Here is a 24027-nt window from a genome sequence, read left to right as displayed (position 1 = left end):
TCTCGTGCACTGCCCCCGCCGGGCGGCTCCGGGCGGGGGCAGTGCTGCATTCTCTGCGCAAAGTGCCTGCATATAAAGGAAATTGAAGTGACGTCAGCTCAATTCTGCCGGAGACTTTTTGGCCAGTGGTTGGCGGAGAAGGATCTCTCCATGCGACGGTCGCGCCCGTACTGTCTTCTTCCTGTGGCGGGAGGTTCCGCCTGGTAAGGCCGCCGCCGGTGCCGGGCGGCGGGGATGCGGGGAGAAGCAGGGGCGCATGCCTGAGCAGTTGGGGCCCTGGCTCCGTGGCCGTCGGGCGCAGCTGGGCCTGAGTCAGCCGCAGCTCGCCGAACTCGCCGGGGTCAGCACCCGCACCATCCGCGAGATCGAGCGGGGCCGGGCGCGGTCACCGCACAGCCCGTCGGTGCTCAGGCTCATGGCGGTACTGGGACCGGACAGCGCGCCGGAACCCGTCGACGAACGGCAGCTCCGGCTCGACGTCCTCGGTCCCCTCCTGTTCCAGGTGGCGGGCCGGCCCGCCGAGCCCGGCTCGGCGAAACAGAGCGCTCTGCTGGCCCTGCTCGGTCTGCACCCCGGCACCGCCGTGTCGCAGGACGAGATCGTCGACACCCTGTGGGACGGCCGACCCCCGGTCAGCTCCGCGAACATGGTCCACACCTACGTGGCCCGGCTGCGCCGGCTGCTCACCCCGGCGACACACCCCGAGGACCCGCCCGGCGGCGTACTGCGCCGGACCCGGACCGGCTACGTGATGGACCTGGACGAACAGGACTCGGACGCGGCGCGGTTCACCGGCCTGGCCTCGCGCGCCCTGCCCTCCCTCACCGACGACGGGGGCGAGCCCACCGACCGGGCCGAGGCGTACGCGCAGGCCGAGGAGGCGCTGCGGTTGTGGCGCGGCCCCGTGCTCCAGGGCATGCCGCCGGGGCTGCGTGAGCACCCCTCCGCCGTAGGCCTGACCCGGCTGCGCCTGTCCCTGGTCCAGGCGTACGCGGACAGCGCACTCGCCGCGGGCACACAGGAGAACGCCGTCCACGAACTGCGCCGGACCGCCGACCTGGAGCCGCTGCACGAGGGGCTCCACGCCCGGCTGATGCTGGCGCTCGCCGCCTCCGGTGAGCAGGCCGCCGCCCTGAGCCTGTACACGGCGTTACGGGACCGTCTGGACGACCAGCTCGGCGTCCGCCCGGGTCCGGAGGTGACCGACGCCCATCTGCGGGTCCTGCATATGGACGTACCGCGCGCCGCCACCTCCCGGCCGACCGCGACACCGGCCCCCGCCGCCCCGCCGGTCGCCCCCGCCCTGCTGCCCTACGACTCCGCGTTCTTCACCGGACGCGACGATCACCTGGCCCTGCTGGACGCGCTGCTCCCCGCCGGGAAGGGACCCGCCGGTGGGACCGGGGTCTGTGCCCTGACCGGTGCCGGGGGAGCGGGCAAGACCGCCCTGGCGGTGCACTGGGCGCACCGGGTGCGTGACCGCTTCCCGGACGGCCAGCTCTTCGTGGACCTGCGTGGTCACTCACCGGAGGGCCCGGTGCGCCCCGTGGAGGCGCTGACCCGGTTCCTGCTGGCGTTGGGGGTGGCCGCGGAAGCCATTCCGGGGACGCCGGAGACCGCCGCCGACCTGTACCGGACACTGGCCGCCGAGCGGCGGATGCTGGTCGTCCTGGACAACGCGGCGGACGCGGAGCAGGTCCGGCCGCTGCTGCCCGGAGGGCCCGGCTGTCTGGTGCTGGTCACCAGCCGCGACCGGCTGGCCGGACTCGCCGCCCGCGACGGCGCCCGGCGGATCGGGGTGGACGTGCTCAGCCCCGCCGAATCCCGGCTCCTGCTGCATCGCACCCTCGGCGCGGCGCGCGTCGACGCCGACCCGAGGGCGGCGGCCGAACTGGCCCACGCCTGCGGGCACCTTCCCCTGGCGCTGCGGATCGCCGCCGCCAACCTCGACCACACCCCCTGGCGCACACTGGAGGAACAGGCCGCCGAACTGCGCGACGGCGACCGGCTGACCGCCCTGTCCGTCACCGGCGACGAGACCACCGCCGTACGCGGTGCCTTCGACCTCTCGTACCACGCCCTCGATGCCCCGGCCCGGCGGATGTTCCGTCTGCTGGCCCTGGTGCCCGGCCCGGAGACCGGTCTCGACGCCGCCGCGGTCGCCGCGGGCCTCGCCCCCGAAGAGGCCGCCCCACTACTGGAACGGCTCACTGCCGCCCATCTGCTGCGGGAAGACCGGGCCGGCCGGTACCGCCGCCACGACCTGGTCGCGCTGTACGCGGCCGAGCGGCTGCGCCTGGAGGAGACCGCCGAGGACCGCCACGCGGCCTCCGACGCCCTGTACACCTGGCTGCTGAACGCCACGGGCCACTGCGCCCAACTGCTGTACCCCGGCCAGGCCCCCCTGCCCCCCACCGGCATCAGCGGCCCGGACGGCAGCGCTCACGGCGACGGTGACGGCGACGGCGGCCGCGGCAACGCCGTGCCCCCGCCTCGCATCCCCGACGCCGCCGCGGCGATCCGCTGGCTGGACGACGAACTGCCCAACCTCGCCGCGGCCGTCCAGCAGGCAGCCGCCGAGTGCCACCCCGCCTCCTGGCAGCTCGCCTACACCCTCGTCGGCCACTCCTGGACCCGTAAGAACGCCATGGACTGGGCGGCCCTCGGCCGGGCCGCCCTGGACGCCGCCCGTGCCGCCGACGAGCCCGTGGCCCAGGCCGCCATGCACAACCTCCTCGGCGCCGCGGACCTCCACCAGAGCCTCCCCTATGCGGCGATCCCTCACTTCGAGCAGACGCTCGCCCTCGCCGAGGCAGGAGGCTGGCTGGAGGGTACGGCTGTGGCGCTCACCAACCTCGCCAGTGTGAACTGGCTCGTCGGCCGGCTGACACGCGGCGCGGAGTACCTGGAACGGGCCACGGAGATCGACCGGCGCAACGGTATGCCGGACGGCCACCCGGTCGTCCTGCTCACGCTCGGGATCACGCTGCGCGACCTGGGCCGCCTGACCGAGTCACTGGACCGTCTGCGGCAGGCCGAGCGTGCTCCGCGCAACCTCGACTCCCTGCACAACCGGATACTGACCCACGCCAACCTGGGACGCACCCTGTACCTCCTCGGGGATCCCGCGCGGGCGGCGCACCACCTGACGACCGCCCTGACGATGGTCCGGGAGAGCGGCGAACAGGGCAGCGAGGCGTACGTGCTGCGATTCCAGTCCTCCGTCCACCGCGACGCCGGTGACCTCACCACCGCCGTGGACATGGCGACGACCGCCACCCGTCTCTTCGACCAGGACGGCGAGGAGTACTACCGCGCGGACGCCCGCATCGCCCTCGGCAGCGTCCTGCTCACCCTCGGCGGCCCCGGCGAGGCGGATGTCGTCTACCGGGAAGCGCTCAAGCTGGCCGAGGAACGCGGCGCGGACGAACTGCGGGCACGTGCCCTGCTCGGCCTGGCCGCCATGACCGACCCGCCCGACCGGGAGCAGATCTCCCGGGCGCTGGACATCGCCCGGGGCACGGATCACCTGATGGTGCAGGGCGAGGCCCTCACCGCCCTGGCCCGTGCCGAACTGCTGCACGGCGAAGCGGCCACCGCTGCCGCCCGCGCCCACGAGGCCCTCGCGGTGCACCGCGGCACCGGCTGGCGCAGGGCCCTGGCCGAGAGCCTCGACATCCTTGGCCGCGCCCTCGCCACGACCGGCGAGGAGGACCCGGCCCCGTATCGGAAGGAGGCCCAGGACATCTTCCGCGCCCTGGGCATGACATCTCATCAGGATTGACTGAGCGAAGGGCCGCGTCACCGTGGGCGCCGGCGAGAGCCGCCGCCCGGACATCCCCAAGACTCCGTCAGCGGTCAGGAGCGCCATGGCAACATGGGACCTCCAAGGGTTTCGACCGGACCAACGACGTGGAGCAGGTTCACGGGGAGAACGTCCCTCCGGGGAACGCCGACATTCTTTGTGCGCGCCCACCGGATCACCCGCTTCCGGGCCCTGCGCGGCACCTTCCCGCATTCGATCAGGAGGGCGGCTGCTCGACCGCGTACAGCAAAACATCGATGCCGACAGAGGCACCAGGAAGAAGAACGGGACGGACTACCGGAAGATCTACCGGAACAAACCAGGAGCGACGGCGGACCCAGCGCCGGTGCAGTACTGCGGGGCCTTGGGGAAGAGGGGCAACTGGCAAGGTCGCGCTCAGCCCCAAGAACGCCACCCTCAAGGAGCAGATGGCCCGCAAACCGCGGACCAAGCCCGGCAAGGCGGCCTACAGCTGCCGCAAGGCCATCGTCGAACCCGTCTTCGGCCAGATCATGACCTGCCGGAACCGCAGGGCTCACCGCACTGACCGGGTGACCGGCCCGGCAGATCGGGATCCCGGTCCCCGCCGCCCGACCGGGCGACCGCGATCAATCACCCCGATCGCGACCGACCGGCCAATTGCCCGTTACCGCCCCACGCTCATAGCTCCGACCTGTTGGCCGCCCCCAGTTTTCGGCCTGCTTGCTCGATCAGTCCGATCACGTCGAGCGGGGTCAGGAGCAGGGCCTGGGCGATCTGACGGTCACTGTGACCCGCGCGGAGCAGCTCGACCAGCCGGTGTTCGGTCGGGGAGAGGCTCGGGGCCGCCGGTGGTGCCGGCTTCGGGCGTACTCCTGCCGCGGCGAGCGCTGCGCGCACCTGGGCGGCCAGCAGGATGCTGCCGCAGGTCTCCGCGAGGTGGAGCGCCTGGGTGAGGGCCTGGCGGGCCTCGTCGGCCTCGCCGTCGCGCAGGAGGGCGGTTCCCAACTCGTAGTGGGCGCGAGCCAGTTCCAGGCGGGCGGGGGACCGCTTCAGCAGGGCCACGGCCTCGCGCAGGAGGGCCTGTCCCTTGCGGCCGCTGTGGATGACGCCCAGGCAGCGTGAGGCCACCCCGATCGCTCGTTCGGTGCCCCACTGGTGGGCCAGCTCCAGTTCCTCGGTGGCCAGCTGGAGCGCGTCTGTCCGCTGCCCGAGCGTGAGGTGCAGCAGGGCCGCCCGCGACCGCCAGGGCGCCCCGGCCAGGTTCGTGACCCGTGCGCGGTTCTCTTCCGCGCCGTACTCGTGCAGGACGGCGAGGGCCGCGGCCGGATTGCCCCGCGCCGCGAGCAGGCGACTGCGTACGAGCAACGCCGGGCCCTGCCAGGTCCAGCCCACCCGGTCGAAGTCGGCGTCCGCGGTGAGCGCTGCCGTCGCCGAGGTCAGGTCGCACTGCTCGATCAGTGATTCGCCCACCTGGGTCATCAACGACAGCCTGACCCGAGGCTCCAAGCCACGGTCGGCCGTGGTGGCGGGATGTCCGAAGTCAGCGGTGAGCCGGAGCTGTCGACCACGGCGGGCCTGGATGAGCAACTGCCAGGTCATCGCGGACGAGACCAGCAGGAATGAGCCCCATCGGCCGCCCGTGTCGGCGAGGCGGTCGAATCGCGCTGCCGCGTCGTCGAGACGGTCGGTGGCCACAAAGGCCAATCCGGCGAGGGTCACGAGCATCTGGGTTGTGTCCACTGCGGCCAGGCCGCCTCGCAGGGCCCGGTCGAGGAGGTCGTTGGCGACCTGGGCGCTGGCCTCTCCGGTGGTGGCCGGGGCGGACAGCGCGGCCAGGACCATGCACTCACCAGGGGTGTCACCGGCCAGCTTGTGGTCCCACAGCCGTCGCGCGTGCTGCCGGGCGACGGAGATGGTGGACATATGGTCATAACCGATCAACAGCATCTGCGCCTGCAGGAACCACGACACCTCACGAGCAAGGCCGGTACCGTCGTCGGTATGCCGCAGGTCCTCCACCGCACGGGCGAGGACGTCGACGGCACGCTCGTGCTCATGGTCGAGGAACAGCGCGCTGCCGAGCGCGGAGGCCGCGTCCGCCAGGGCGTACGGGTCGGTCAGCGCCGTCGAGGCCTGCGTCAGACAATGCCTGGCCGCCCCGACATCGACCTGTATCTCGTCCTTGCCCAGCTCCAGCAGCAGAGGACCACGCTCTTCAACAGACACCGGCTCGCGCAGAGCCCGGCGCAGGTAAGCGGCGGTGACCTCCGGAGCCCCTCGGCCACGAGTCGCCCGCGCCGCCTGTCTCAAGGTGTCCACCCACCAGGCCTCACCGCCCGGTTCGGCCGACAGCAGGTGGGCCGCCACCAAGTCATCGGCCGCGCCGTCGCGCCGCAGCAGTTCGGCTGCCCGCGCGTGACCGGCGGCCAGTTCCACCGGCCCCAGGACCGCTTCGGCTACAGCGGCGCGGACCAGGGCATGACCGAACCGCGCCGGCTCGTCGGACGCCAGCACACCGATCCGCCGCAGCCGGCGGCCAAGTTCCCGTGCCGTCGACTCGCCCATCCCCGCCAGCTCGGCCGCGACCTTCCAGGCAGCCTCGTCCCTCAGCACCACCAGGGCCCGCGCCAGCCGGAGGACCGGCTCCGGTTCCTCGGCCAGCCGCTTGACCACGGTGCCGGCCAGGATCCGACCCCGGAAATCCTCCACCAGATGGGCCTGATCGTCGGTGGCCCTGACCTGGTTGTCGGCCAGGGTCCGCAGCAACTCGTGCAGCAACAACGGGTTGCCCTCGGCCGCCGAGGTGCATGCGGCGACGAACCGCGGTTCACCGGGCCCCAGGTTCGCCCGCACCAGGTGGGTCACGCTGTCGATGTCCAGCCCGGGCAGGCCGACCAGCCGACAGTGCGGCTGTCTGACGATCTGGTCCAGCAGCGGCTCGACCCCGGCCCCACCGTCCGGCCGCCCCGCCAGCACCAGCAGCAAGGGCAGACCCCGCAGACGCCGCGCCAGGTACTCCAGCCACCGCACCGACGGGACATCCGCCCAGTGCACGTCGTCGACCACCAAGGCGACGGGCCCCTCATCGGCGACATGCACCATCAGCCAGTACAGGCTGTGCAGAAGGCCCAGCGACGCCTCGGGCGACAACTCACCGGTCCCCTCCACACGCAGAGCGTGCGACGCCGACTGAGCCGGACCCGACAACAGCCGCGCCCGCCCCGCGTCACCGGCTCGGGCCAGCAAAGGCTCGACCAGCTGCCGCAGCACCGCGAAGGCGAAGCCCTGCTCCAGCTCCGCCCCGCTCGCGGACGCCACCCGGATCTCCCGTGGATCCAGGCCGGCCATCCACGTGTCCAGCAGCGCCGTCTTCCCCATCCCCGCGCCCGCCCGGACCAGCACCACGCCGCCCCGGCCCGCCCGGGCTTCGCCCGCCGCACGCTCCAGCGTCACCAGCTGGCCCTGACGATCGAGCAAGCCGGACCCCACCGCACCGTCGTCGACAGGAGGACTCATTCGCTGGCCGGGGCCGGAGCGGCCCGCCGCGAGCAACGCGGCGGCCTCGGCGTCACTCAGCCCCAGCGCCGACACCAGCATCTGCACCGTGCGGCGCTGCGGACGCGCCCGCCGACCCCGCTCCAGATCCCGGATGGACCGGGCCGCCAACCCGGCGGCCTCGGCAAGCTCCTCCTGCGTCAGCTCCGCGGCCTGGCGTAAAACCAACAGCATCGCGCCGAACGTCGCCAACTCGCCCACCCCTTAAACACACCGCCCCGGCCTAAGAGGACGATCCGTTCGAGTCCTGCCCGAAGCATCCTGGCGAAGACTCCGACCCCCCACTGTTGATCGGATGCTAGCGGGGTGCCTTTGCGGTGCGTCGGCTTTCAGTTCGGCGGTGTGGCGAGTCTGCGGTTGCGGCCAGGACCGCGACAATCACACCCCAACCGAGAAGAAACGGCTTGGAGTTACCGCTCCCCGTACAATTCCCCGTACGACGGCCACGCCCCGCCCGGCCCCGCAACCGACTCCGCCGCCCGCACCGCCCGGACGATCGCCCGGGTCACCAGGTCCGCACCCGCCTCCAGGATCTCGTTCAGCGCGAGCGGGTTGTCCTCGGCCAACGGACGCGCCCCCGTCGCCAACGTGAACACCGTGTCCCCGTCGGTGAGCAGATGCACCGGCCGTACGGCCCGCGCGATGCCGTCGTGCGCCGTGCCGGCCACCTTCTGCGCCTGCGCCTTCGACAGCGCCGCGTCGGTCGCGACCACCGCCAGCGTGGTGTTCAGCGGCGGAAGAGGAGCCTGCGCGGCGACCTCGGCCAACCGCCGCCGCGCCGCCTCGTGCACACCGGCCGCCGGATACCCGACCCGCCGCCCCTCGAACAACTCCCCGTACAGCACCCCCGTTTCCGGATCCACCGAGAACCCCGCCGCGTTGGCCACCACCAGCGCCGCCACCGTGATCCCCGACGGCAGGACGGTGCTGCTGGTGCCGACCCCGCCCTTGAGGTGCCCGACCACCGCCCCCGTACCGGCGCCCACGCACCCCTCCCCGACGGGCGCGCCGGGTTCGCTCGCGGCGGCCGCCTCGACGGCTGCCCGACCGGTGGCCGCGTCCGGCCGGGCCCGGAAGTCGCCTCCCCGGCCCAGGTCGAAGACGCAGGCGGCGGGCACCACCGGCACGACGTGCCCGGGACCGGGGCCGACCCGCACCCCGCGACCCCGCTCCTCCAGCCACGCCATCACCCCCGACGCCGAGTCCAGCCCGTACGCGCTGCCGCCCGTCAGTACCACCGCCTCTACGGTTCGCACGACGTTGCGCGGATCCAGGGCGTCGGTCTCCTTGGTGCCGGGTCCGCCACCCCGTACGTCCACGGCGGCCACGGCTCCACCCTCCGGTGCGAGCACGACCGTCGTCCCGGTCAGCCACCCGTCGCCGATACGGGTCGCATGGCCCACCCGCAGCCCGAGGACATCTGTCAGAGCGTCAACTGTCATGCCGCCCAGTGTTGTGCAGCGCCGCCTTCTTCCGCCTCCTCAGCCTTCCTTCGCCGCTTCCGCGTCTCCGGCCCGGCGCTCCCCGGCAGCCGTCCGGGCGGTCAGTGTCACCCCGGTCGCCACCGTGAGCGCCGACACGAGTCCCGCCGCGAGCACCGCCCAGTCGCCCAGGAACGTGCACACGATCACCAGCAACGCCGCGCACGGCAGGACCAATTGTTCGGCGATGCCCACCTTGAAATAGCGCGAGTGCAGAGCCCAGACCGTGACGAGGTAGAGCGCCGTCGGCAGGGTCACGGCAGCGGATGCGGCCGTCGTGGAGAGGTGCGCCTTGCCGACCGCCTGCTCGACCGCCACCTCCAGCCCCGCGCCGATCGCCGCGGCCGACGCGAAGATCAGATAGTGGCCGTACCCCCACAGGAACGCCTGCCCGCTGGTACGCAGCCGTCCGTGGATCGGGACCGCGAAGTAGATCCACCAGGCGGAGAACACGATGAGCAGCCCGCCCGCCGCGATCGGCAGCAGATCGGCCAGCGCGTCGTTCTCCTGCACGCCCGACTTCACGGCCACCGTCGCCGCCGCGATCGCCTCGCCCAGCACGATGATGGTGAACAGCCCGTACCGCTCGGAGATGTGGTGCGGGTGCCAGGGTGTCGAGAAGCGCCTCTCCGCGTAGAGGGGGACCGCCAGTTCGACGAGCGCCATCACCAGGAACACCCAGGGGCGACCCGACTCCGGCAGGACCACCAGCCCCAGCCAGCCGACCATGCACAGGAGCACGCCACCGGCGTAGCGCGTCGCCGTCGCGCGCTCGGCGCCGTCGGCCGCGCGGGCGGCCCGCAGCCACTGGGCGGCCATCGCCAGCCGCATGATCAGATAGCCGAGCCAGACGAGCACGAAGTCGTGGTCCTCGAAGGCCCGCGAGACCCCGGCCGCGAGGACCAGGACGCCGGCGATCTGGACGAGGGTCACGACCCGGTACAGCACGTCGTCGTTGTCGTAGGCCGAGGCGAACCAGGAGAAGTTCATCCAGGCCCACCAGATGGCGAAGAAGACCATCGCGTAGTTGAGGATGCCCTCGCCCGCGTGCCCCTCCGCGACGGCGTGCACCAACTGGACGCCCGCCTGGGCGACGGCCACCACGAAGCAGAGGTCGAAGAAGAGCTCCAGCGGTGAGGCGACCCGGTGCGACTCGTCGCGTCCGCGCGCCGTCAGTCTGCGCAGCGGCGCGTCGAGGCTGCCACCGGCCGAGGCGTCGGGTGCGTCGGACACGGGCGAGGAACTGGACGTCATACGCCCCAGCACAGCAGACGGACACCCAGGGCGCAGGCCGAAGGGCGGCGCCGGAGCGTGATCGTGATCCGGCGGGCGCCCCACGGCCCGGACAGGCCCCGGCAGACGGGACGTACCCTGGAGTCATGAGCAGCCCCACCGCCCCCGGACCGCGCGAGCCGAAGCCCGCGCTGATCTTCGACGACCCGCTGGACCAGCAGTCGTCGGACGACACGGACCGGGGTTGGGGCGAGCGCCCCGGCGACGGCGGCGACAGCGCGGCCGACCTGAGGCGCTTCCTCGACGAGAAGCCGCCCCACCACTTCTGACCGCGCCGAACCGGACGGTCCCCTACCGCTCGTTGTGTCCGGTGCCCCGCTGGGCCACCAGGGCGTCGCGGATCTCCTTGAGGACCTCCAGCTCGCTCACCTCGATGACCTCCTGCGCTCCCTCCTTCGCCTTCTGGCGCGCGGCCGCCCGGGCCAGGTACTTCGACATCGGCAGGACCATCAGGAAGTAGACGACGGCCGCGGTGATCAGGAAGGTGAGCGTGGAGCCCAGGACCGAGCCCCACATGATCCGGATGCCGGTCGCGGTGTCGCCGGTGCCGGTGCACGGGTCCTTGATGCAGGAACTGTAGTTGTCGAGGTTCTTGGTCCCGAACGCTCCCACCATGGGGTTGATGACGCCCTTGACCACCGAGTTGACGACATTGGTGAACGCGGTACCGATGACCACCGCGACCGCCAGATCGACGACGTTGCCGCGCGTCAGGAAGGTCTTGAAGCCCTCCCAGACACTCGGTTGCTTCTTCTCGCTCAACGCGGGGCCTCTCCTCGTACACGTCGTACACGCGAATGGTGGAACAAACAGCTCCGCAACCTACGTCAACGCCCGGCAGTGCTGTCCAATTGGGTAACCCCAACGAGGGACTTGACGGCGAACGGTTCGAGGAGATCACGCGTCGGCTCACCACAGGGTCACCGCCAACCGCGCTGTCGCACCCGCGCCGGCCAGCCGGGACGCCGTGGAGTGCGGCACCGAGAGCACGACCAGCGCCCCGCCTTCGGCCACGCTGTCCTGCGACGTCGGTGCCAGCGGCACCTGCGTCACCCGTGCCCGGCGCGCGACCACCCTGGCGGCGGTGCCCGTCGGAGACTCCTCCGCCGCGATGACATCGACCCGGTCACCGGGCCGCAGCAACCGGACCGTGGCCGCGTCGGCGATCCGTACCGGCGCTGTCACCATCTCCACCGCCGGACGTGCCCGTACGGGATCCGCCACGGGGTGACCCCGGACCCGGCCGACGTCGGGCGGCGGCCCCGTCGCCTCGCGTGGGCCCGCCGCGACGATCGCCGCCGCTGTCACGGCGAGGCCGAGGGCGAGCGCCCGCCTCTGATGCCGTACCAGGCGCCGCAGTTGATACCGCCCGCCGCGCACCCGCACGGGGGCGAAGTGCGGCACCTCGCAGGGCGCGGGTACGAGGGGGACGGAACGCACCGGACGTACGGGATGCGCGGCGGGAGCAGGGAGAGCGAAGGACGCGGAACGCACGGAAGACGCGGAGCGTACGTAGGACACGGAGCGTACGGAGGACATGGGGACCACCACCTGTGACGAGGGATCTGCTTGCGCTCCCACGATGAGGCTTCTCGGCGAACCGTGCCGAGGCCTGTGTACTACTCGTCGGTTGTGGACAACTCGCTCACCCGAACGAGAGGTTTGGCCCCGCGCCCCGCGTGTTCCGTCCCGCCGTCAGGGCAGTTCGAACCCGGGATCCATCCCACCGAGCGCCTTTGTGCACAGGCAGTCCCGCGTCTCGCCCGCCGGCAGCGCGGCCACCGCGTCGGACAGCACGCCCCGCATCCGGTCCACGTTCTGCGCGAACACCTGGAGCACCTCCTCGTGCGAGACGCCCTCGCCGGTCTCCGCGCCCGCGTCGAGGTCGGTGACAAGGGCCAACGTCGTGTAGCAGAGCTCCAGTTCACGGGCCAGCGCCGCCTCGGGGTGGCCCGTCATGCCCACCACCGACCAGCCCTGCGCCCGGTACCAGAGGGATTCCGCTCGGGTCGAGAACCGCGGTCCCTCGATCACGGCCAGCGTGCCGCCGTCCACCGGCTCCCAGGCGCGACCGCGCGCCGCCTCCAGGGCGATCTCGCGGCCGACGGGGCAGTAGGGGTCGGCGAGGGACACGTGCACCACGTTCGGGACGGCACCGCCGGGCAGCGGCAGGCCGTCGAAGAACGTCCCCGCCCGGGACTTCGTACGGTCGACCAGCTGGTCCGGTACGAGCAGTGTGCCCGGGCCGTACTCGGGCCGCAGCCCGCCCACCGCACACGGGGCGAGGACCTGGCGTACGCCGACCGAACGCAACGCCCAGAGGTTGGCACGGTAGTTGATGCGGTGCGGCGGCAGATGGTGACCGCGTCCGTGCCGGGGCAGGAAGGCGGCCCGGCGGCCGGCGAGTTCGCCGAGGAACAGGGAGTCGCTGGGGGAGCCGTACGGCGTGTCGACCTGTATCTCCGTCACGTCGTCGAGGAAGGAGTAGAAGCCGGAGCCACCGATCACGCCGATCTCGGCACCCGCGGGATTCACCTGATTCACCATGCTCGCACCCTAGCCCGGCACGGGAACCACCCCGTGAGCACGTGGAAACGCCGAAGACCCCGTCGTCGAACGACGACAGGGTCCCGAGGGTCGAGAGGCGGTGCTACGCGGCCGAGCTGGTGCTCGACGAGCTGCTGGAGCCCGACGAGGAGCTGGACGACGAGGACGAGCCCGACGACGAGGAGCTCGAAGAACTCGACGACGAGTCCGAGGAGGACGACGTCGAAGAAGACGCCGTCGACGGCTTCGACGCGGGCGCGCTGCTCGACGACGAGCCACGGCTGTCGTTGCGGTAGAAGCCGGAGCCCTTGAAGACGATGCCGACCGCGGAGAACACCTTCTTCAGGCGGCCATTGCAGGCGGGGCACTCGGTCAGGGCGTCGTCGGTGAACTTCTGCACCGCTTCAAGGCCCTCGCCACACGCGGTGCACTGGTACTGGTAGGTCGGCACTTTGTCTTCCTCCTGGCACTCTCACTCGATGAGTGCTAACGACGGTCCAGTGTGACGTATTCCAGGGGATCAGTCCACTGTCACCGGCACGCGGTGACCGACGCCACGTGCGAGAGTCCGGCTCGCCGGGCGGTTGGCCGGCTCCGGCGTGAGCCGTGAACGCAGGGACACGAGGGTCGCGAGGGCCAGCAGGGTGCCGCCCATGGGGACCAGGAACCCGGCGCCGTCCCAGAGGTGGTCCTCCAGCTGGCCGGCGACGGTGACGGCCGCCGCCTGGCCGAGGGCGACCGCGCCGGTCAGCCAGGTGAACGCCTCGGTACGGGCGCCCGCCGGGACCAGACCGTCGACCAGGGTGTAGCCGGTGATCAGCGCGGGCGCGACGCACATGCCGACCAGCAGGCCCAGCCCGGCCAGCGTCAGCGCGGACTGGGCCGTCCACAGGCCGGAGGCGGTGACCGCGAGGGCCGCGTACCCGGCGACCAGGCGCCGCTGCGGGGCCATGCGCCAGGCGACGGCTCCGCAGACGAGGCCGGAGAGCATGTTGCCGGCGGCGAAGACCCCGTACAGGACGCCGTTCAGGCCGGGGTTGCCGGTGGACTCGCTGAACGCGGCGAGCGAGACCTGCATCCCGCCGAAGACGGCCCCGACGCCCAGGAAGGCGACGATCAGGACGCGAACCCCGGGGATGCCCAGAGCCGAAACGCGTTCCCCGCGCGCGTGCGGCCCGCTGAGCGCGCCGCCGGTGGCCGCCACCAGCGGCTGGGTGCTCCTCTGCGCCGCGAACAGGAGGCCGCCGAGGAGGGTCAGCGCGGCCTCGGTGAACAGGCCGGCGGCCGGGTCGACGGCGGTGCACAGGGCGGTGGCGAGCAGCGGGCCGAAGACGAAGGTCAGCTCGTCGGTGACGGACTCGAAGGCCGCCGCCGTCGGCATGAGGGGCGAGTCCTGGAGCTTCGCCGCCCAGCGGGCGCGGACCATGGGGCCGATCTGGGGCGTGGTGGCGCCGGTCAGCGCGGCGGCGGCGAACAGCGTCCACAGGGGGGCACCGGTCAGCGCCAGCGCCGTCAGGGTGAGGCCGGACAGGGTGTGCAGGACGACGCCGGGGACGAGGACCGCGCGCTGGCCGTGGCGGTCGGCCAGACGGCCCCCGTAGGGCGCGCACAGGGCCATGGAGACGCCGGTGACGGCGGCCACGGCACCGGCGGTCCCGTACGAGCCGGTGGTGTGCTGGACGAGCAGGACGATGGAGATGGTGAGCATCGCGAACGGCTGTCGCGCGGCGAAACCGGGGAGCAGGAACGTCCAGGCGCCGGGGGTGCGGAGCAGCTGTCCGTAGGTGACCGTGGATGCCACGGCCCATGCCTTTCTGCCGCCTGGTGGCGCGGCCCCTCTTTTCATGGCGGGCGGCGCCGAGAGCTGTCCTCTTGCGCGGACTGCGGTAGATGCCGACGCCCCTGTACGAGGATGTCCCGGCCGCCATACGGTCGCGCCAGCTCTGCTTCAGGCAGAGTTGGTTCGATCAGGGTGCGCCTTCACTGTACAGGGCAAGTGGACCTCAGGACCTGTGAAAGGAAGAGGCGAGATGCGTCACGCCTCTGCTCCGTTCCCGCCGGTCCCCAGCCACTGCGCCAGCTTGCCGCCCTGTCCCACGGCCCGCAGCCGGCGTTCCGTGGCGTCGCGGACAGGGTCGGTGGTCACCACGAGGAGTTCGTCGCCGCGGTGCAGGATGGTCGTCGGCAGCGGAACGAACGATTTTTCATCGCGGACGACCAGGGTGACCCCGGCGCCCGGCGGCAGCCTCAGCTCGCCCACCTCGACGCCGTGCATCTTGGAGCCATCGGGTATCGCGACGGACAGCAGATGCCCGTGCAGGCGCTCCAGGGGGGCGGACTCGATGCCGAGGTCGGTCGCCTCGTCGCCCTTGCCGAGGCGCAGCTTGCGGGCCAGCCAGGGGAGCGTCGGGCCCTGGACGAGGGTGTAGACGACGACCAGGACGAAGACGATGTTGAAGATGCGGCGGCTGTCCTCGATGCCGCTCACCATGGGGATCGTCGCCAGGATGATGGGCACGGCTCCGCGCAGCCCGGCCCAGGACATCAGGGTCTGCTCCTGCCACGGCACGCGGAACGGCGTCAGGCTGACGATCACGCTCAGCGGGCGCGCCACCATGGTCAGGGCAAGTCCTATGACGAGCGCGGGCCAGATGTCGTCGCCCATCTCGTGCGGGGTCACCTGCAGGCCGAGCAGGACGAACATGCCGATCTGGGCGATCCAGCCGAGTCCGTCGGCGAAGCCGCGGGTGGCCGGCCAGTGCGGCAGCTTGGCGTTGCCGAGGACCATGGCGGCCAGGTAGACCGCGAGGAAGCCGCTGCCGTGAGCCATGGCGCCGGCGGCGTAGGCGGTGACCGCGATCGCCATCACGGCGATGGGGTAGAGGCCGGACGCGGGCAGGGCCACGTGCCGCAGGCCCCAGGAGCCGAGCCAGCCGACCGTGATGCCGATGGCCGCGCCGATGGCCAGTTCCATGACGATCACGGCGAGCAGCTTGTACCAGTGCTCGACCGGGCCCGCCGTGGACAGGGAGACGACCAGGATGACCACCGGTGCGTCGTTGAAGCCCGACTCGGCCTCCAGGGTGCCCGTCACGCGCGCGGGGAGGGGGATTTTCCGCAGGACGGAGAAGACCGCCGCCGCGTCCGTCGAGGACACCACCGCGCCGATGATGAACGCCTGCCGCCACTCCAGCCCGATCAGATAGTGCGCGGCCGACGCCGTGACCCCGACGCTCACCGCGACGCCCGCCAGTGCCAGCGCCGAGGCGGCTGGGAGGGCCGGCTTGATCTCCTTCCACTTCGTGCCGAGACCGCCCTCGGCCAGGATCACGACCAGGGCCGCGTACCCGATGACCTGGGTGAGTTCGGCGTTGTCGAAGTGGATGTCGCCGATGCCGTCCTGGCCCATGGCGATGCCGATCCCCAGGTACACGAGCAGGCTGGGGAGCCCGCTGCGCGAGGAGATCCGGACCGCTGCCACAGCGATGAGGAGGACGAGCGAGCAGACGAGCAGGAGCTGGTTGAGGTCGTGGACAGTCAGCGGGCCGTTCCCTTCCCTGGCCCGCGCACGGCACGCGCGCGGGTCACGTACATCGGACACGAGGTGAGGTCACCGCGTAACCAAGTACTTCGTTACCTTACCTAACTCTTGACGATTTCTTGACACTTCCACAGGCATGATCGAATGCCTGTCCGTTCGCGTACCCGACTCCGCGTCAAGTCGCGCCGGGCCCTGCGCCTATGGTTGCTCCAGCACTCCAGTACCGCCTGCCGCTCGCGTTAGGACAGCAAGGACAGCGATGCCCCCCACCACCACCAGCTCTTCCGGACACAAGCCCGGCAAGTCCGGCAGGAAGAAGGGGCGCAAAGCCCGACTGTTCGTGATTGTCCTGGTCCTGGCCATCATCGGAGGCCTGGCCTACGGCGCGTACTGGTCCGTCAGTACCGTCCGGGCCTCCTTCCCGCAGACCAAGGGCTCAATCACCCTCGAAGGCCTGTCGGGGCCCGTCGACGTCAAGCGCGACAGCTACGGAATCCCGCAGATCTACGCCTCCTCGGACGCCGACCTGTTCATGGCGCAGGGCTACGTCCAGGCGCAGGACCGCTTCTACGAGATGGATGTCCGCCGGCACATGACCGCGGGCCGCCTCTCCGAGATGTTCGGCAAGGGGCAGGTCGACAACGACGAGTTCCTGCGCACCCTGGGCTGGGACCGGGTGGCCAAGGAGGAGTACGACAAGACCCTGTCGGCCGCCACGAAGAAGTACCTCCAGGCGTACGCCAAGGGAGTCAACGCCTACCTGAAGGGCAAGGACGGCGCGGACATCTCCCTGGAGTACGCGGCCCTCGGGTTCGAGAACGACTACAAGCCGCAGGAGTGGACCCCGGTCGACTCGGTCGCGTGGCTGAAGGCGATGGCCTGGGACCTGCGCGGCAACATGCAGGACGAGATCGACCGTTCCCTGCTGACCAGCCGCCTCGGACCGCAGCAGATCGCCGACCTGTATCCGGAGTACCCGTACAGCCGGAACAAGCCGATCGTCCAGGAAGGCGCGTACGACGCGACGACGCGGACGTTCGTCCAGGGCGGCAGCGGCGCGAGCACGCAGTCGGGGTCCTCGGGCACGTCCGGAACCTCGTCCGTCGACTCCGCGGCTTTCCAGAGCCAGCTGGAGGGCCTCTACCGGGTCCTGGACGACGTCCCGACGGCCGTCGGTGTGAACGGCAACGGCATCGGCTCCAACTCCTGGGTCGTCGCGGGCACCCACACCATCACCGGCAAGCCGCTGCTGGCCAACGACCCGCACCTGTCGCCCTCGCTGCCGTCCGTCTGGTACCAGATGGGCCTGCACTGCCGCAGCGTCTCCGCCAAGTGCCAGTACGACGTCTCCGGGTACACCTTCGCGGGCATGCCCGGTGTGATCATCGGGCACAACGGCGACATCGCCTGGGGCATGACGAACTCGGGCGCCGACGTCACCGACCTCTACCTGGAGAAGCTCTCCGGCGACGGTTACCTGTACGACGGCAAGACGAAGCCCTTCACCACGCGCGAGGAGACCATCAAGGTCGCCGGCGGCGCGTCCAAGGAGATCGTCGTCCGGGAGACCGAGAACGGGCCTCTCCTGTCCGACCGCGACGACGAGCTGGTCCAGGTCGGCAAAAAGGCCACCGTCGACACCGCGGCCCCCGACCGCGGCGACGGCTACGGCATCGCGCTGCGCTGGACCGCGCTGGACCCCGGCACCTCCATGGACGCCGTCTTCCTGATCGACAAGGCGTCGAACTGGACCGAGTTCCGCGCGGGCGCGGCCTCCTTCGACGTGCCCTCGCAGAATCTGGTCTACGCGGACACCGCGGGCCACATCGGCTACCAGATGCCGGGACGCATTCCCACGCGCGCGGCGGGCGACGACGGCTCGCTCCCGGTGCCCGGCTGGGACTCCAAGTACCGCTGGAAGGGCTACCTCAAGCAGGCCGAGCTGCCCTTCGAGTTCGACCCCGAGCGCGGCTACATCGTGACCGCCAACCAGGCCGTCGTCGACAAGGCCAAGTATCCGTACACGCTCACCACGGACTGGGGTTACGGCACCCGCAGCCAGCGCATCGCCGACCTGATCGCCTCGAAGATCAAGGGTGGCGGCAAGATCTCCACCGACGACATGCGCCAGATGCAGCTGGACAACAGCAGCGAGATCGCCAAGCTGCTGGTGCCCAAGCTGCTGGCGATCGACGTCGACGACAAGTACGTCCGTGAGGCGCAGAAGCTCCTCGTGGGCTGGGACTACACCCAGGACGCCGACTCGGCGGCGGCGGCGTACTTCAACTCGGTCTGGCGCAACATCCTGAAGCTCGCCTTCGGCAACAAGCTGCCCAAGGAGGTCCGCGTCAAGGGCCAGTGCCTGTACGTCAGGCCGGTGAACAACACCGGCCCCGCCGACGCCGACCAGCCCGTGCTCGAATGCGGTCAGCGGGACGCGGACCAGGCGCAGCCGGACGGTGGCGACCGTTGGTTCGAGGTGGTCCGCAAGATCATCAACGACCAGGACAACGACTGGTGGAGCACGCCGAAGACCCGCACCGAGAAGGCCGTGACCACTCGTGACGGGCTGTTCGCGCGTGCCATGTCGGACGCCCGCTGGGAGCTGACCGCCAAGCTCGGCAAGGACATCGACACCTGGAGCTGGGGCCGGCTGCACCGCCTGTTCCTGAAGAACCAGACTCTGGGCACCGAGGGCCCCGACTTCGTCCAGTACATCCTCAACCGCGGCCCCTGGAACCTCGGCGGCGGCGAGGCGACGGTCAACGCGACCGGCTGGAACGCGGCCGGCGGCTACGGCGTCGTCTGGGTGCCGTCGATGCGGATGGTGGTCAACCTCGGCGACCTCGACAAGTCGAAGTGGATCAACCTGACGGGAGCCTCCGGGCACGCCTTCAGCGACCACTACACCGACCAGACGAGCAAGTGGGTCCAGGGCGAACTGCTGGACTGGTCCTTCACGGAGAAGGCGGTCGACGACAGCACGAGCGACACCCTGCTGCTGAAACCGTCGTGAGCGCGCGATAGTCCCCGAAGGTCCCCGAGAACACGAACCGGCTCTCCACGCGCGCGTGGAGAGCCGGTTCGTGTTCTCGCCTCAGGAGAGGCCGTGGAAGCGCCGTACCCCCGACGGGGTGACCACCGCGTGCACCGGCCGGTCGTGCGGCTCGGCCGGCACCCGCGCCACGACCTCCGAGTCGTACAGCAGCACCACCAGGGCCGGATCGACGCCCGAGCGCTCCAGCCGGGCCAGCACGCGGTCGTACGAGCCCCCACCGCGCCCGAGGCGCATCCCGCGGTCGTCCACGGCCAGGCCGGGCAGCAGGACGGCGTCGGCGCCCGTCACGGCCTCCGCCCCGAGGCGGTCACCGGCCGGCTCCAGCAGGGCCATCCGCCCGCCGTGCCGCACCTCCACCAGGGACCCCTCACCGGCGTACACGCCCCAGTCGAGGTCGTTGTCCGGGAGGAGGACCGGCAGCAGGACCCGCACCCCGCGCGCGTGAAGGGCGTCGAGCAGCGCCCGGGTGCCGGGTTCGGTGCCGACGGAGACGTACGCGGCCACCGTGCGCGCGTGCGCGAGCTCGGGCAGGCCGAGCGCGCGGGCGGCCAGGTCGGCCCCCGCCGCCTCGACGTCGGCGGCCGTCAGCCCGCCCCTCACCGCGAGGAGATCCCGCCGTGACGTGCGCTTGTCGGGCTCTGCTCCCATGACGCTCCCACTATCGTGTCCGGTGTTCTCATGTGCTTCATATGTGGATATGAGCATCAGTTCATCGGCGCCACAGAATCAGCACAAAGGCTGCGGATAAGGTTGCCGCCATGACTGAGTCGCACCCCAGGATCAGCAAGGCTGTCATCCCCGCAGCAGGCCTCGGCACCCGGTTCCTGCCGGCCACCAAGGCCACTCCCAAGGAGATGCTGCCGGTCGTCGACAAGCCGGCGATCCAGTACGTGGTCGAGGAGGCCGCGTCCGCGGGCCTCGACGACGTCCTCATGATCACGGGACGCAACAAGCGCCCCCTTGAGGACCACTTCGACCGCAACTACGAGCTGGAGTCCGCCCTTCAGAAGAAGGGCGACGCCGCGCGACTCGCCAAGGTCCAGGAGTCCAGCGACCTCGCGACCATGCACTACGTCCGCCAGGGCGACCCCAAGGGCCTCGGCCACGCAGTCCTGTGCGCGGCCCCGCACGTCGGCCACGAGCCCTTCGCCGTCCTCCTCGGCGACGACCTCATCGACCCCCGCGACCCCCTGCTCCAGCGCATGATCGAGGTCCAGGAGCAGCACGGCGGCAGCGTGATCGCCCTCATGGAGGTCGCTCCCGAACAGATCCACATGTACGGCTGCGCGGCCGTCGAGGCCACCGACGACGGCGACGTCGTCAAGGTCACCGGCCTGGTCGAGAAGCCGGAGGCGGCGGACGCCCCGTCGAACTACGCGATCATCGGCCGCTACGTCCTCGACCCGCACATCTTCGGCATACTCCGCGAGACCGAGCCCGGCCGCGGCGGCGAGATCCAGCTCACCGACGCCCTCCAGCAGCTCGCCGACGACGAGAAGGTCGGCGGCCCCGTGCACGGTGTCGTCTTCAAGGGCCGCCGCTATGACACCGGGGACCGTGGCGACTACCTGCGTGCCATTGTCAGACTCGCATGCGAACGTGAGGACCTGGGCCCGGACTTCCGGACCTGGCTTCGCAGTTACGTAGCCGAGGAGATGTAGCAACGTTGAGCAGCACCGCGCCCCGCACCACCGGCCAGGACCACCTGTGGTCGGTGGACGAGCACCTGGAGGACATCCTCGCGACCGTCCGCCCCCTCGAACCCATCGAGCTGCAGATCCTCGACGCCCAGGGCTGCGTCCTGGTCGAGGACGTCACGGTGCAGGTCTCCCTGCCGCCGTTCGACAACAGCTCCATGGACGGGTACGCGGTCCGGGTCGCCGATGTCGCGGGCGCCAGCGAGGAGTTCCCGGCCGCTCTGACGGTGATCGGGGACGTCGCGGCCGGCCAGGACGGACTGCTCCACGTGGGCCCCGGCCAGGCCGCCCGCATCATGACCGGCGCCCCGCTGCCACCCGGCGCCGAGACGGTCGTCCCCGTGGAGTGGACCGACGGGGGCCTCGGCGAGGGCCCCGTCACCGGGATGCGCGCCCGCAGCGCGGACCCCGACGGCGCCTTCGGCCAGGTCCGCGTGCACCGCCCGGCACCGGCACGCGCGCACGTGCGCGCACAGGGCAGCGACGTCCAGGCCGGCGACCGTGCCCTCGCCGAGGGCACCGTCCTCGGGCCGCCGCAGATCGCCCTGCTCGCCGCGATCGGCCGCGGCACCGTGCGCGTGCGCCCGCGCCCGCGCGTCGTCGTCATGTCGACCGGCAGCGAGCTGATCCAGCCCGACGAGAAGCTCACGGGCGGCCAGATCTACGACTCCAACAGCTTCGCCCTCACCGCCGCGGCCCGGGACGCCGGGGCGATCGCCTACCGAGTGGGCGCGGTCGCCGACGACGCCGAGATCCTCCGCTCCACCATCGAGGACCAGCTCGTCCGCGCCGACCTCGTCGTCACCACCGGAGGCGTCAGCGTGGGTGCCTACGACGTGGTCAAGGAGGCCCTCTCGCACGTCGCCGACGAGGACGAACCCGGCGCCGGCGTCGACTTCCGCAAGCTCGCCATGCAGCCCGGCAAGCCCCAGGGCTTCGGCACCGTCGGCCCCGACCACACCCCGCTGCTCGCCCTCCCGGGCAACCCCGTGTCGTCGTACGTCTCCTTCGAGCTGTTCGTGCGGCCCGCGATCCGTGCCCTGATGGGCCTCAAGGAGATCCACCGGCCCACGACCAGGGCGGTACTGGCGACGGACAAGGCGCTCACCTCTCCGGCCGGCCGCCGGCAGTTCCTGCGCGGCACATACACGGACGGCCGGGTGACGCCGGTCGGCGGCGCCGGATCACACCTGATCGCGGCCCTCGCCCACGCCGACGCGCTGATCGTCGTGCCCGAGGACAAGGAGTCCGTGGAGCCCGGCGCCGAGGTCGAGGTCGTGCTGCTCGGCTGACCGGGGCGGCAGGGGCCCGCCCGACCGGGTGGGCGGGGCGGCTGAGGGGCGCCGGTTGGGAGTACCGTGTCGCGCACAACAGGCCCGACCGGGAGCGCCGCAGCACATGAGCACGCAGGACGACCGACTGACGCACATCGACGAGACGGGCGCCGCCCGCATGGTCGACGTATCCGCCAAGGAGGTGACCGCGCGCACCGCCCGTGCCAGCGGCCGTGTCCTGGTATCGCCGCGTGTGATCGAGCTGCTGCGCGGAGAAGGGGTCCCCAAGGGGGACGCCCTGGCCACCGCGCGGATCGCGGGCATCATGGGCGCCAAGCGGACCCCGGATCTCATCCCGCTCTGCCACCCGTTGTCGGTGTCGGGTGTGAAACTGGACCTGTCGGTCGCGGACGACGCCGTCGAGATCCTGGCCACCGTGAAGACGACGGACCGTACGGGCGTCGAGATGGAGGCCCTCACAGCGGTTTCGGTCGCCGCGCTCACCGTGATCGACATGGTCAAGGCGGTCGACAAGGGGGCGGTCATCACGGACGTCCGGGTGGAGGAGAAGACCGGCGGCAAGTCGGGCACCTGGAGCAGGTCATGACGCCGGTACCGCTGCCTTACGACGCCGGCGGCGCGCTGCTCGCGCCCTACGCCGCCCTGGTCGTCACCGCGTCCAACCGCGCGGCGGCGGGCGTGTACGAGGACAAGGGCGGCCCCCTGATCGCGGCGGGGCTGGAGGAGTTCGGCTTCGCCGTCGACGGACCGTGGGTCGTGGCCGACGGCGACCCCGTGGAGAACGCCCTGCGGGCCGGTGTCGAGGCCGGGTACGACGTCATCGTCACCACGGGCGGCACCGGCATCTCGCCCACCGACCGCACGCCGGAGGCGACCGGCGCGGTGCTCGACCGGGAGGTGCCGGGCATCGCCGAGGCCGTCCGGGCGTTCGGCCGGGACAAGGTGCCGACCTCGGCGCTGTCGCGCGGACTCGCCGGAGTCGCGGGCGGGACGCTGATCGTCAATCTGCCGGGTTCCACCGGCGGGGTGAAGGACGGACTGTCCGTCCTGGAGCCCCTGTTGAAACACGCCGTGGACCAGATCAGGGGCGGCGATCACCCAAGACCCGCCGGAACCAGCGGGGGTGCGAGCTGAACAGCCCGTCATGGCCCGTCGAGCTGGTGGAAGGCGATGTCGTCCTCCGGCCCGTCAGGCTGCGCGACCAGCGGATCTGGCGCGAGATCAACCGGCGCAACCGGGACTGGCTGCGGCCCTGGGAGGCTACGATCCCGCCGCCCACGCCCAGCGGCCCGATCGCCCACCGGCCGACCTACCGTCAGATGATCCGGCATCTGCGCGCGGAGGCGAACGCGGGCCGGATGCTGCCCTTCGCCATCGACTACCAGGGGCAGCTGGTCGGCCAGTTGACGGTCGCCGGCATCACCTGGGGCTCGATGTGCTCGGGCCACGTCGGCTACTGGGTGGACGAGGCGGTGGCGGGCCGCGGTGTCATGCCGACGGCGGTCGCACTCGCGGTCGACCACTGTTTCCGCACGGTCGGACTGCACCGGGTCGAAGTCTGCATTCGTCCCGAGAACGGGCCCAGCCGCCGGGTGGTGGAGAAACTCGGATTCCGCGAGGAGGGACTCAGACCCCGTTATCTCCACATCGACGGCGCCTGGCGCGACCATCTCGTCTTCGCGCTCACCGCGGAAGAGGTACCGGAAGGGTTGCTGAGCCGCTGGCAGCGGGCACGCTCCCAGAACACCCCGAGGAATCCCGCGTAAATTGAAT

18 protein-coding genes are annotated in these 24027 nt (G+C 71.3%); 8 read left to right on the top strand and 10 right to left on the bottom strand.

All coding sequences use genetic code 11. The features are described 5' to 3' along the window. The first annotated feature begins 256 nt into the window (after positions 1–256). Positions 257–3784: a BTAD domain-containing putative transcriptional regulator gene (locus tag PV734_RS29195; RefSeq protein WP_319292669.1), complete on the top strand. Its 3528-nt coding sequence runs from the start codon at positions 257–259 to the stop codon at positions 3782–3784. 681 nt (positions 3785–4465) lie between these two features. Here PV734_RS29195 and PV734_RS29190 read toward each other — a convergent pair. The 3 genes from PV734_RS29190 to PV734_RS29180 all read right to left on the bottom strand — a co-directional run bounded on the left by PV734_RS29190 (position 4466) and on the right by PV734_RS29180 (position 10077). After that, the gene (locus tag PV734_RS29190) at positions 4466–7516 is read right to left on the bottom strand and encodes an AAA family ATPase (protein WP_319097871.1); all 3051 of its coding nucleotides are present in this window, start codon (positions 7514–7516) and stop codon (positions 4466–4468) included. A gap of 236 nt (positions 7517–7752) precedes the next feature. Continuing rightward, positions 7753–8784 carry a P1 family peptidase gene (locus PV734_RS29185; RefSeq protein ID WP_319097872.1) on the bottom strand — a complete coding sequence of 344 codons (1032 nt, stop codon included), beginning with the start codon at positions 8782–8784 and terminating at the stop codon, positions 7753–7755. Positions 8785–8823: 39 nt separating this feature from the next. After that, positions 8824–10077, bottom strand: coding sequence for a low temperature requirement protein A (locus PV734_RS29180; RefSeq protein ID WP_319292667.1), 1254 nt, complete (start codon positions 10075–10077; stop codon positions 8824–8826). A gap of 125 nt (positions 10078–10202) precedes the next feature. Between PV734_RS29180 and PV734_RS29175 the strand changes: the two genes are divergently transcribed. Next, on the top strand, positions 10203–10385 hold the full coding sequence (locus PV734_RS29175) for a hypothetical protein (protein ID WP_319292665.1): 183 nt from the start codon (positions 10203–10205) through the stop codon (positions 10383–10385). Positions 10386–10407: 22 nt separating this feature from the next. On the opposite strand, the gene PV734_RS29170 is transcribed toward PV734_RS29175, so the two are convergent. From PV734_RS29170 to PV734_RS29145, 6 genes are all read right to left on the bottom strand, one after another. Next, entirely contained in the window at positions 10408–10878 is a 471-nt protein-coding gene (locus PV734_RS29170; RefSeq protein WP_319097875.1) for an MscL family protein, read from the bottom strand. A 147-nt stretch (positions 10879–11025) separates the two neighbouring features. Next, positions 11026–11655 carry an RcpC/CpaB family pilus assembly protein gene (locus tag PV734_RS29165; protein WP_319292663.1) on the bottom strand — a complete coding sequence of 210 codons (630 nt, stop codon included), beginning with the start codon at positions 11653–11655 and terminating at the stop codon, positions 11026–11028. A 156-nt stretch (positions 11656–11811) separates the two neighbouring features. Next, positions 11812–12663 (bottom strand): S-methyl-5'-thioadenosine phosphorylase, encoded by an 852-nt coding sequence (locus tag PV734_RS29160; RefSeq protein ID WP_319292661.1) that lies wholly within the window; start codon positions 12661–12663, stop codon positions 11812–11814. A 103-nt stretch (positions 12664–12766) separates the two neighbouring features. Continuing rightward, positions 12767–13114, bottom strand: coding sequence for an FmdB family zinc ribbon protein (locus tag PV734_RS29155; RefSeq protein WP_319097880.1), 348 nt, complete (start codon positions 13112–13114; stop codon positions 12767–12769). A 69-nt stretch (positions 13115–13183) separates the two neighbouring features. Further along, the gene (locus tag PV734_RS29150; protein WP_319097881.1) at positions 13184–14464 is read right to left on the bottom strand and encodes an MFS transporter; all 1281 of its coding nucleotides are present in this window, start codon (positions 14462–14464) and stop codon (positions 13184–13186) included. A gap of 234 nt (positions 14465–14698) precedes the next feature. Continuing rightward, positions 14699–16264 carry a potassium/proton antiporter gene (locus tag PV734_RS29145; RefSeq protein ID WP_319097883.1) on the bottom strand — a complete coding sequence of 522 codons (1566 nt, stop codon included), beginning with the start codon at positions 16262–16264 and terminating at the stop codon, positions 14699–14701. A gap of 199 nt (positions 16265–16463) precedes the next feature. Here PV734_RS29145 and PV734_RS29140 point away from each other — a divergent pair, with 199 nt between their 5' ends. Then, positions 16464–19220, top strand: coding sequence for a penicillin acylase family protein (locus PV734_RS29140; RefSeq protein ID WP_319292659.1), 2757 nt, complete (start codon positions 16464–16466; stop codon positions 19218–19220). Between the two features lie 81 nt (positions 19221–19301). On the opposite strand, the gene PV734_RS29135 is transcribed toward PV734_RS29140, so the two are convergent. Continuing rightward, a complete protein-coding gene (locus tag PV734_RS29135) occupies positions 19302–19910 on the bottom strand; it encodes a 5-formyltetrahydrofolate cyclo-ligase (protein WP_319292657.1) in 609 nt (202 codons plus the stop codon). 110 nt (positions 19911–20020) lie between these two features. Here PV734_RS29135 and galU point away from each other — a divergent pair, with 110 nt between their 5' ends. The 5 genes from galU (at position 20021) to PV734_RS29110 (ending at position 24020) form a co-directional block, all read left to right on the top strand. Further along, entirely contained in the window at positions 20021–20923 is a 903-nt protein-coding gene (gene galU, locus PV734_RS29130; protein WP_319097887.1) for a UTP--glucose-1-phosphate uridylyltransferase GalU, read from the top strand. Between the two features lie 5 nt (positions 20924–20928). Then, entirely contained in the window at positions 20929–22251 is a 1323-nt protein-coding gene (gene glp, locus PV734_RS29125; protein ID WP_319097888.1) for a gephyrin-like molybdotransferase Glp, read from the top strand. A gap of 106 nt (positions 22252–22357) precedes the next feature. Beyond that, positions 22358–22840 (top strand): cyclic pyranopterin monophosphate synthase MoaC, encoded by a 483-nt coding sequence (gene moaC, locus PV734_RS29120; protein ID WP_319097890.1) that lies wholly within the window; start codon positions 22358–22360, stop codon positions 22838–22840. Next, positions 22837–23388 carry a MogA/MoaB family molybdenum cofactor biosynthesis protein gene (locus tag PV734_RS29115; protein WP_319292655.1) on the top strand — a complete coding sequence of 184 codons (552 nt, stop codon included), beginning with the start codon at positions 22837–22839 and terminating at the stop codon, positions 23386–23388. Before moaC ends, PV734_RS29115 begins: the two co-directional genes overlap by 4 nt. A 26-nt stretch (positions 23389–23414) precedes the next feature. Continuing rightward, on the top strand, positions 23415–24020 hold the full coding sequence (locus PV734_RS29110) for a GNAT family protein (protein WP_319097892.1): 606 nt from the start codon (positions 23415–23417) through the stop codon (positions 24018–24020). Positions 24021–24027: the final 7 nt, after the last annotated feature.

It is taken from the genome of Streptomyces sp. AK08-02 (assembly GCF_033795085.1).
Taxonomy (GTDB): Bacteria; Actinomycetota; Actinomycetes; order Streptomycetales; family Streptomycetaceae; genus Streptomyces; species Streptomyces echiniscabiei.
The sequence above is the reverse complement of the archived record's forward strand: the minus strand, read 5'-3'. Positions and strand labels throughout refer to the sequence as shown.

Bases quoted from the DNA above. Each gene is read 5' to 3' on its own strand.
- PV734_RS29195 (WP_319292669.1), top strand. From the start codon at position 257: ATGCCTGAGCAGTTGGGGCCCTGGCTCCGTGGCCGTCGGGCGCAGCTG.
- PV734_RS29190 (WP_319097871.1), bottom strand. From the start codon at position 7,516: ATGCTGTTGGTTTTACGCCAGGCCGCGGAGCTGACGCAGGAGGAGCTT.
- PV734_RS29185 (WP_319097872.1), bottom strand. From the start codon at position 8,784: ATGACAGTTGACGCTCTGACAGATGTCCTCGGGCTGCGGGTGGGCCAT.
- PV734_RS29180 (WP_319292667.1), bottom strand. From the start codon at position 10,077: ATGACGTCCAGTTCCTCGCCCGTGTCCGACGCACCCGACGCCTCGGCC.
- PV734_RS29175 (WP_319292665.1), top strand. From the start codon at position 10,203: ATGAGCAGCCCCACCGCCCCCGGACCGCGCGAGCCGAAGCCCGCGCTG.
- PV734_RS29165 (WP_319292663.1), bottom strand. From the start codon at position 11,655: ATGTCCTCCGTACGCTCCGTGTCCTACGTACGCTCCGCGTCTTCCGTG.
- PV734_RS29160 (WP_319292661.1), bottom strand. From the start codon at position 12,663: ATGGTGAATCAGGTGAATCCCGCGGGTGCCGAGATCGGCGTGATCGGT.
- PV734_RS29140 (WP_319292659.1), top strand. From the start codon at position 16,464: ATGCCCCCCACCACCACCAGCTCTTCCGGACACAAGCCCGGCAAGTCC.
- PV734_RS29135 (WP_319292657.1), bottom strand. From the start codon at position 19,910: ATGGGAGCAGAGCCCGACAAGCGCACGTCACGGCGGGATCTCCTCGCG.
- galU (WP_319097887.1), top strand. From the start codon at position 20,021: ATGACTGAGTCGCACCCCAGGATCAGCAAGGCTGTCATCCCCGCAGCA.
- moaC (WP_319097890.1), top strand. From the start codon at position 22,358: ATGAGCACGCAGGACGACCGACTGACGCACATCGACGAGACGGGCGCC.
- PV734_RS29115 (WP_319292655.1), top strand. From the start codon at position 22,837: ATGACGCCGGTACCGCTGCCTTACGACGCCGGCGGCGCGCTGCTCGCG.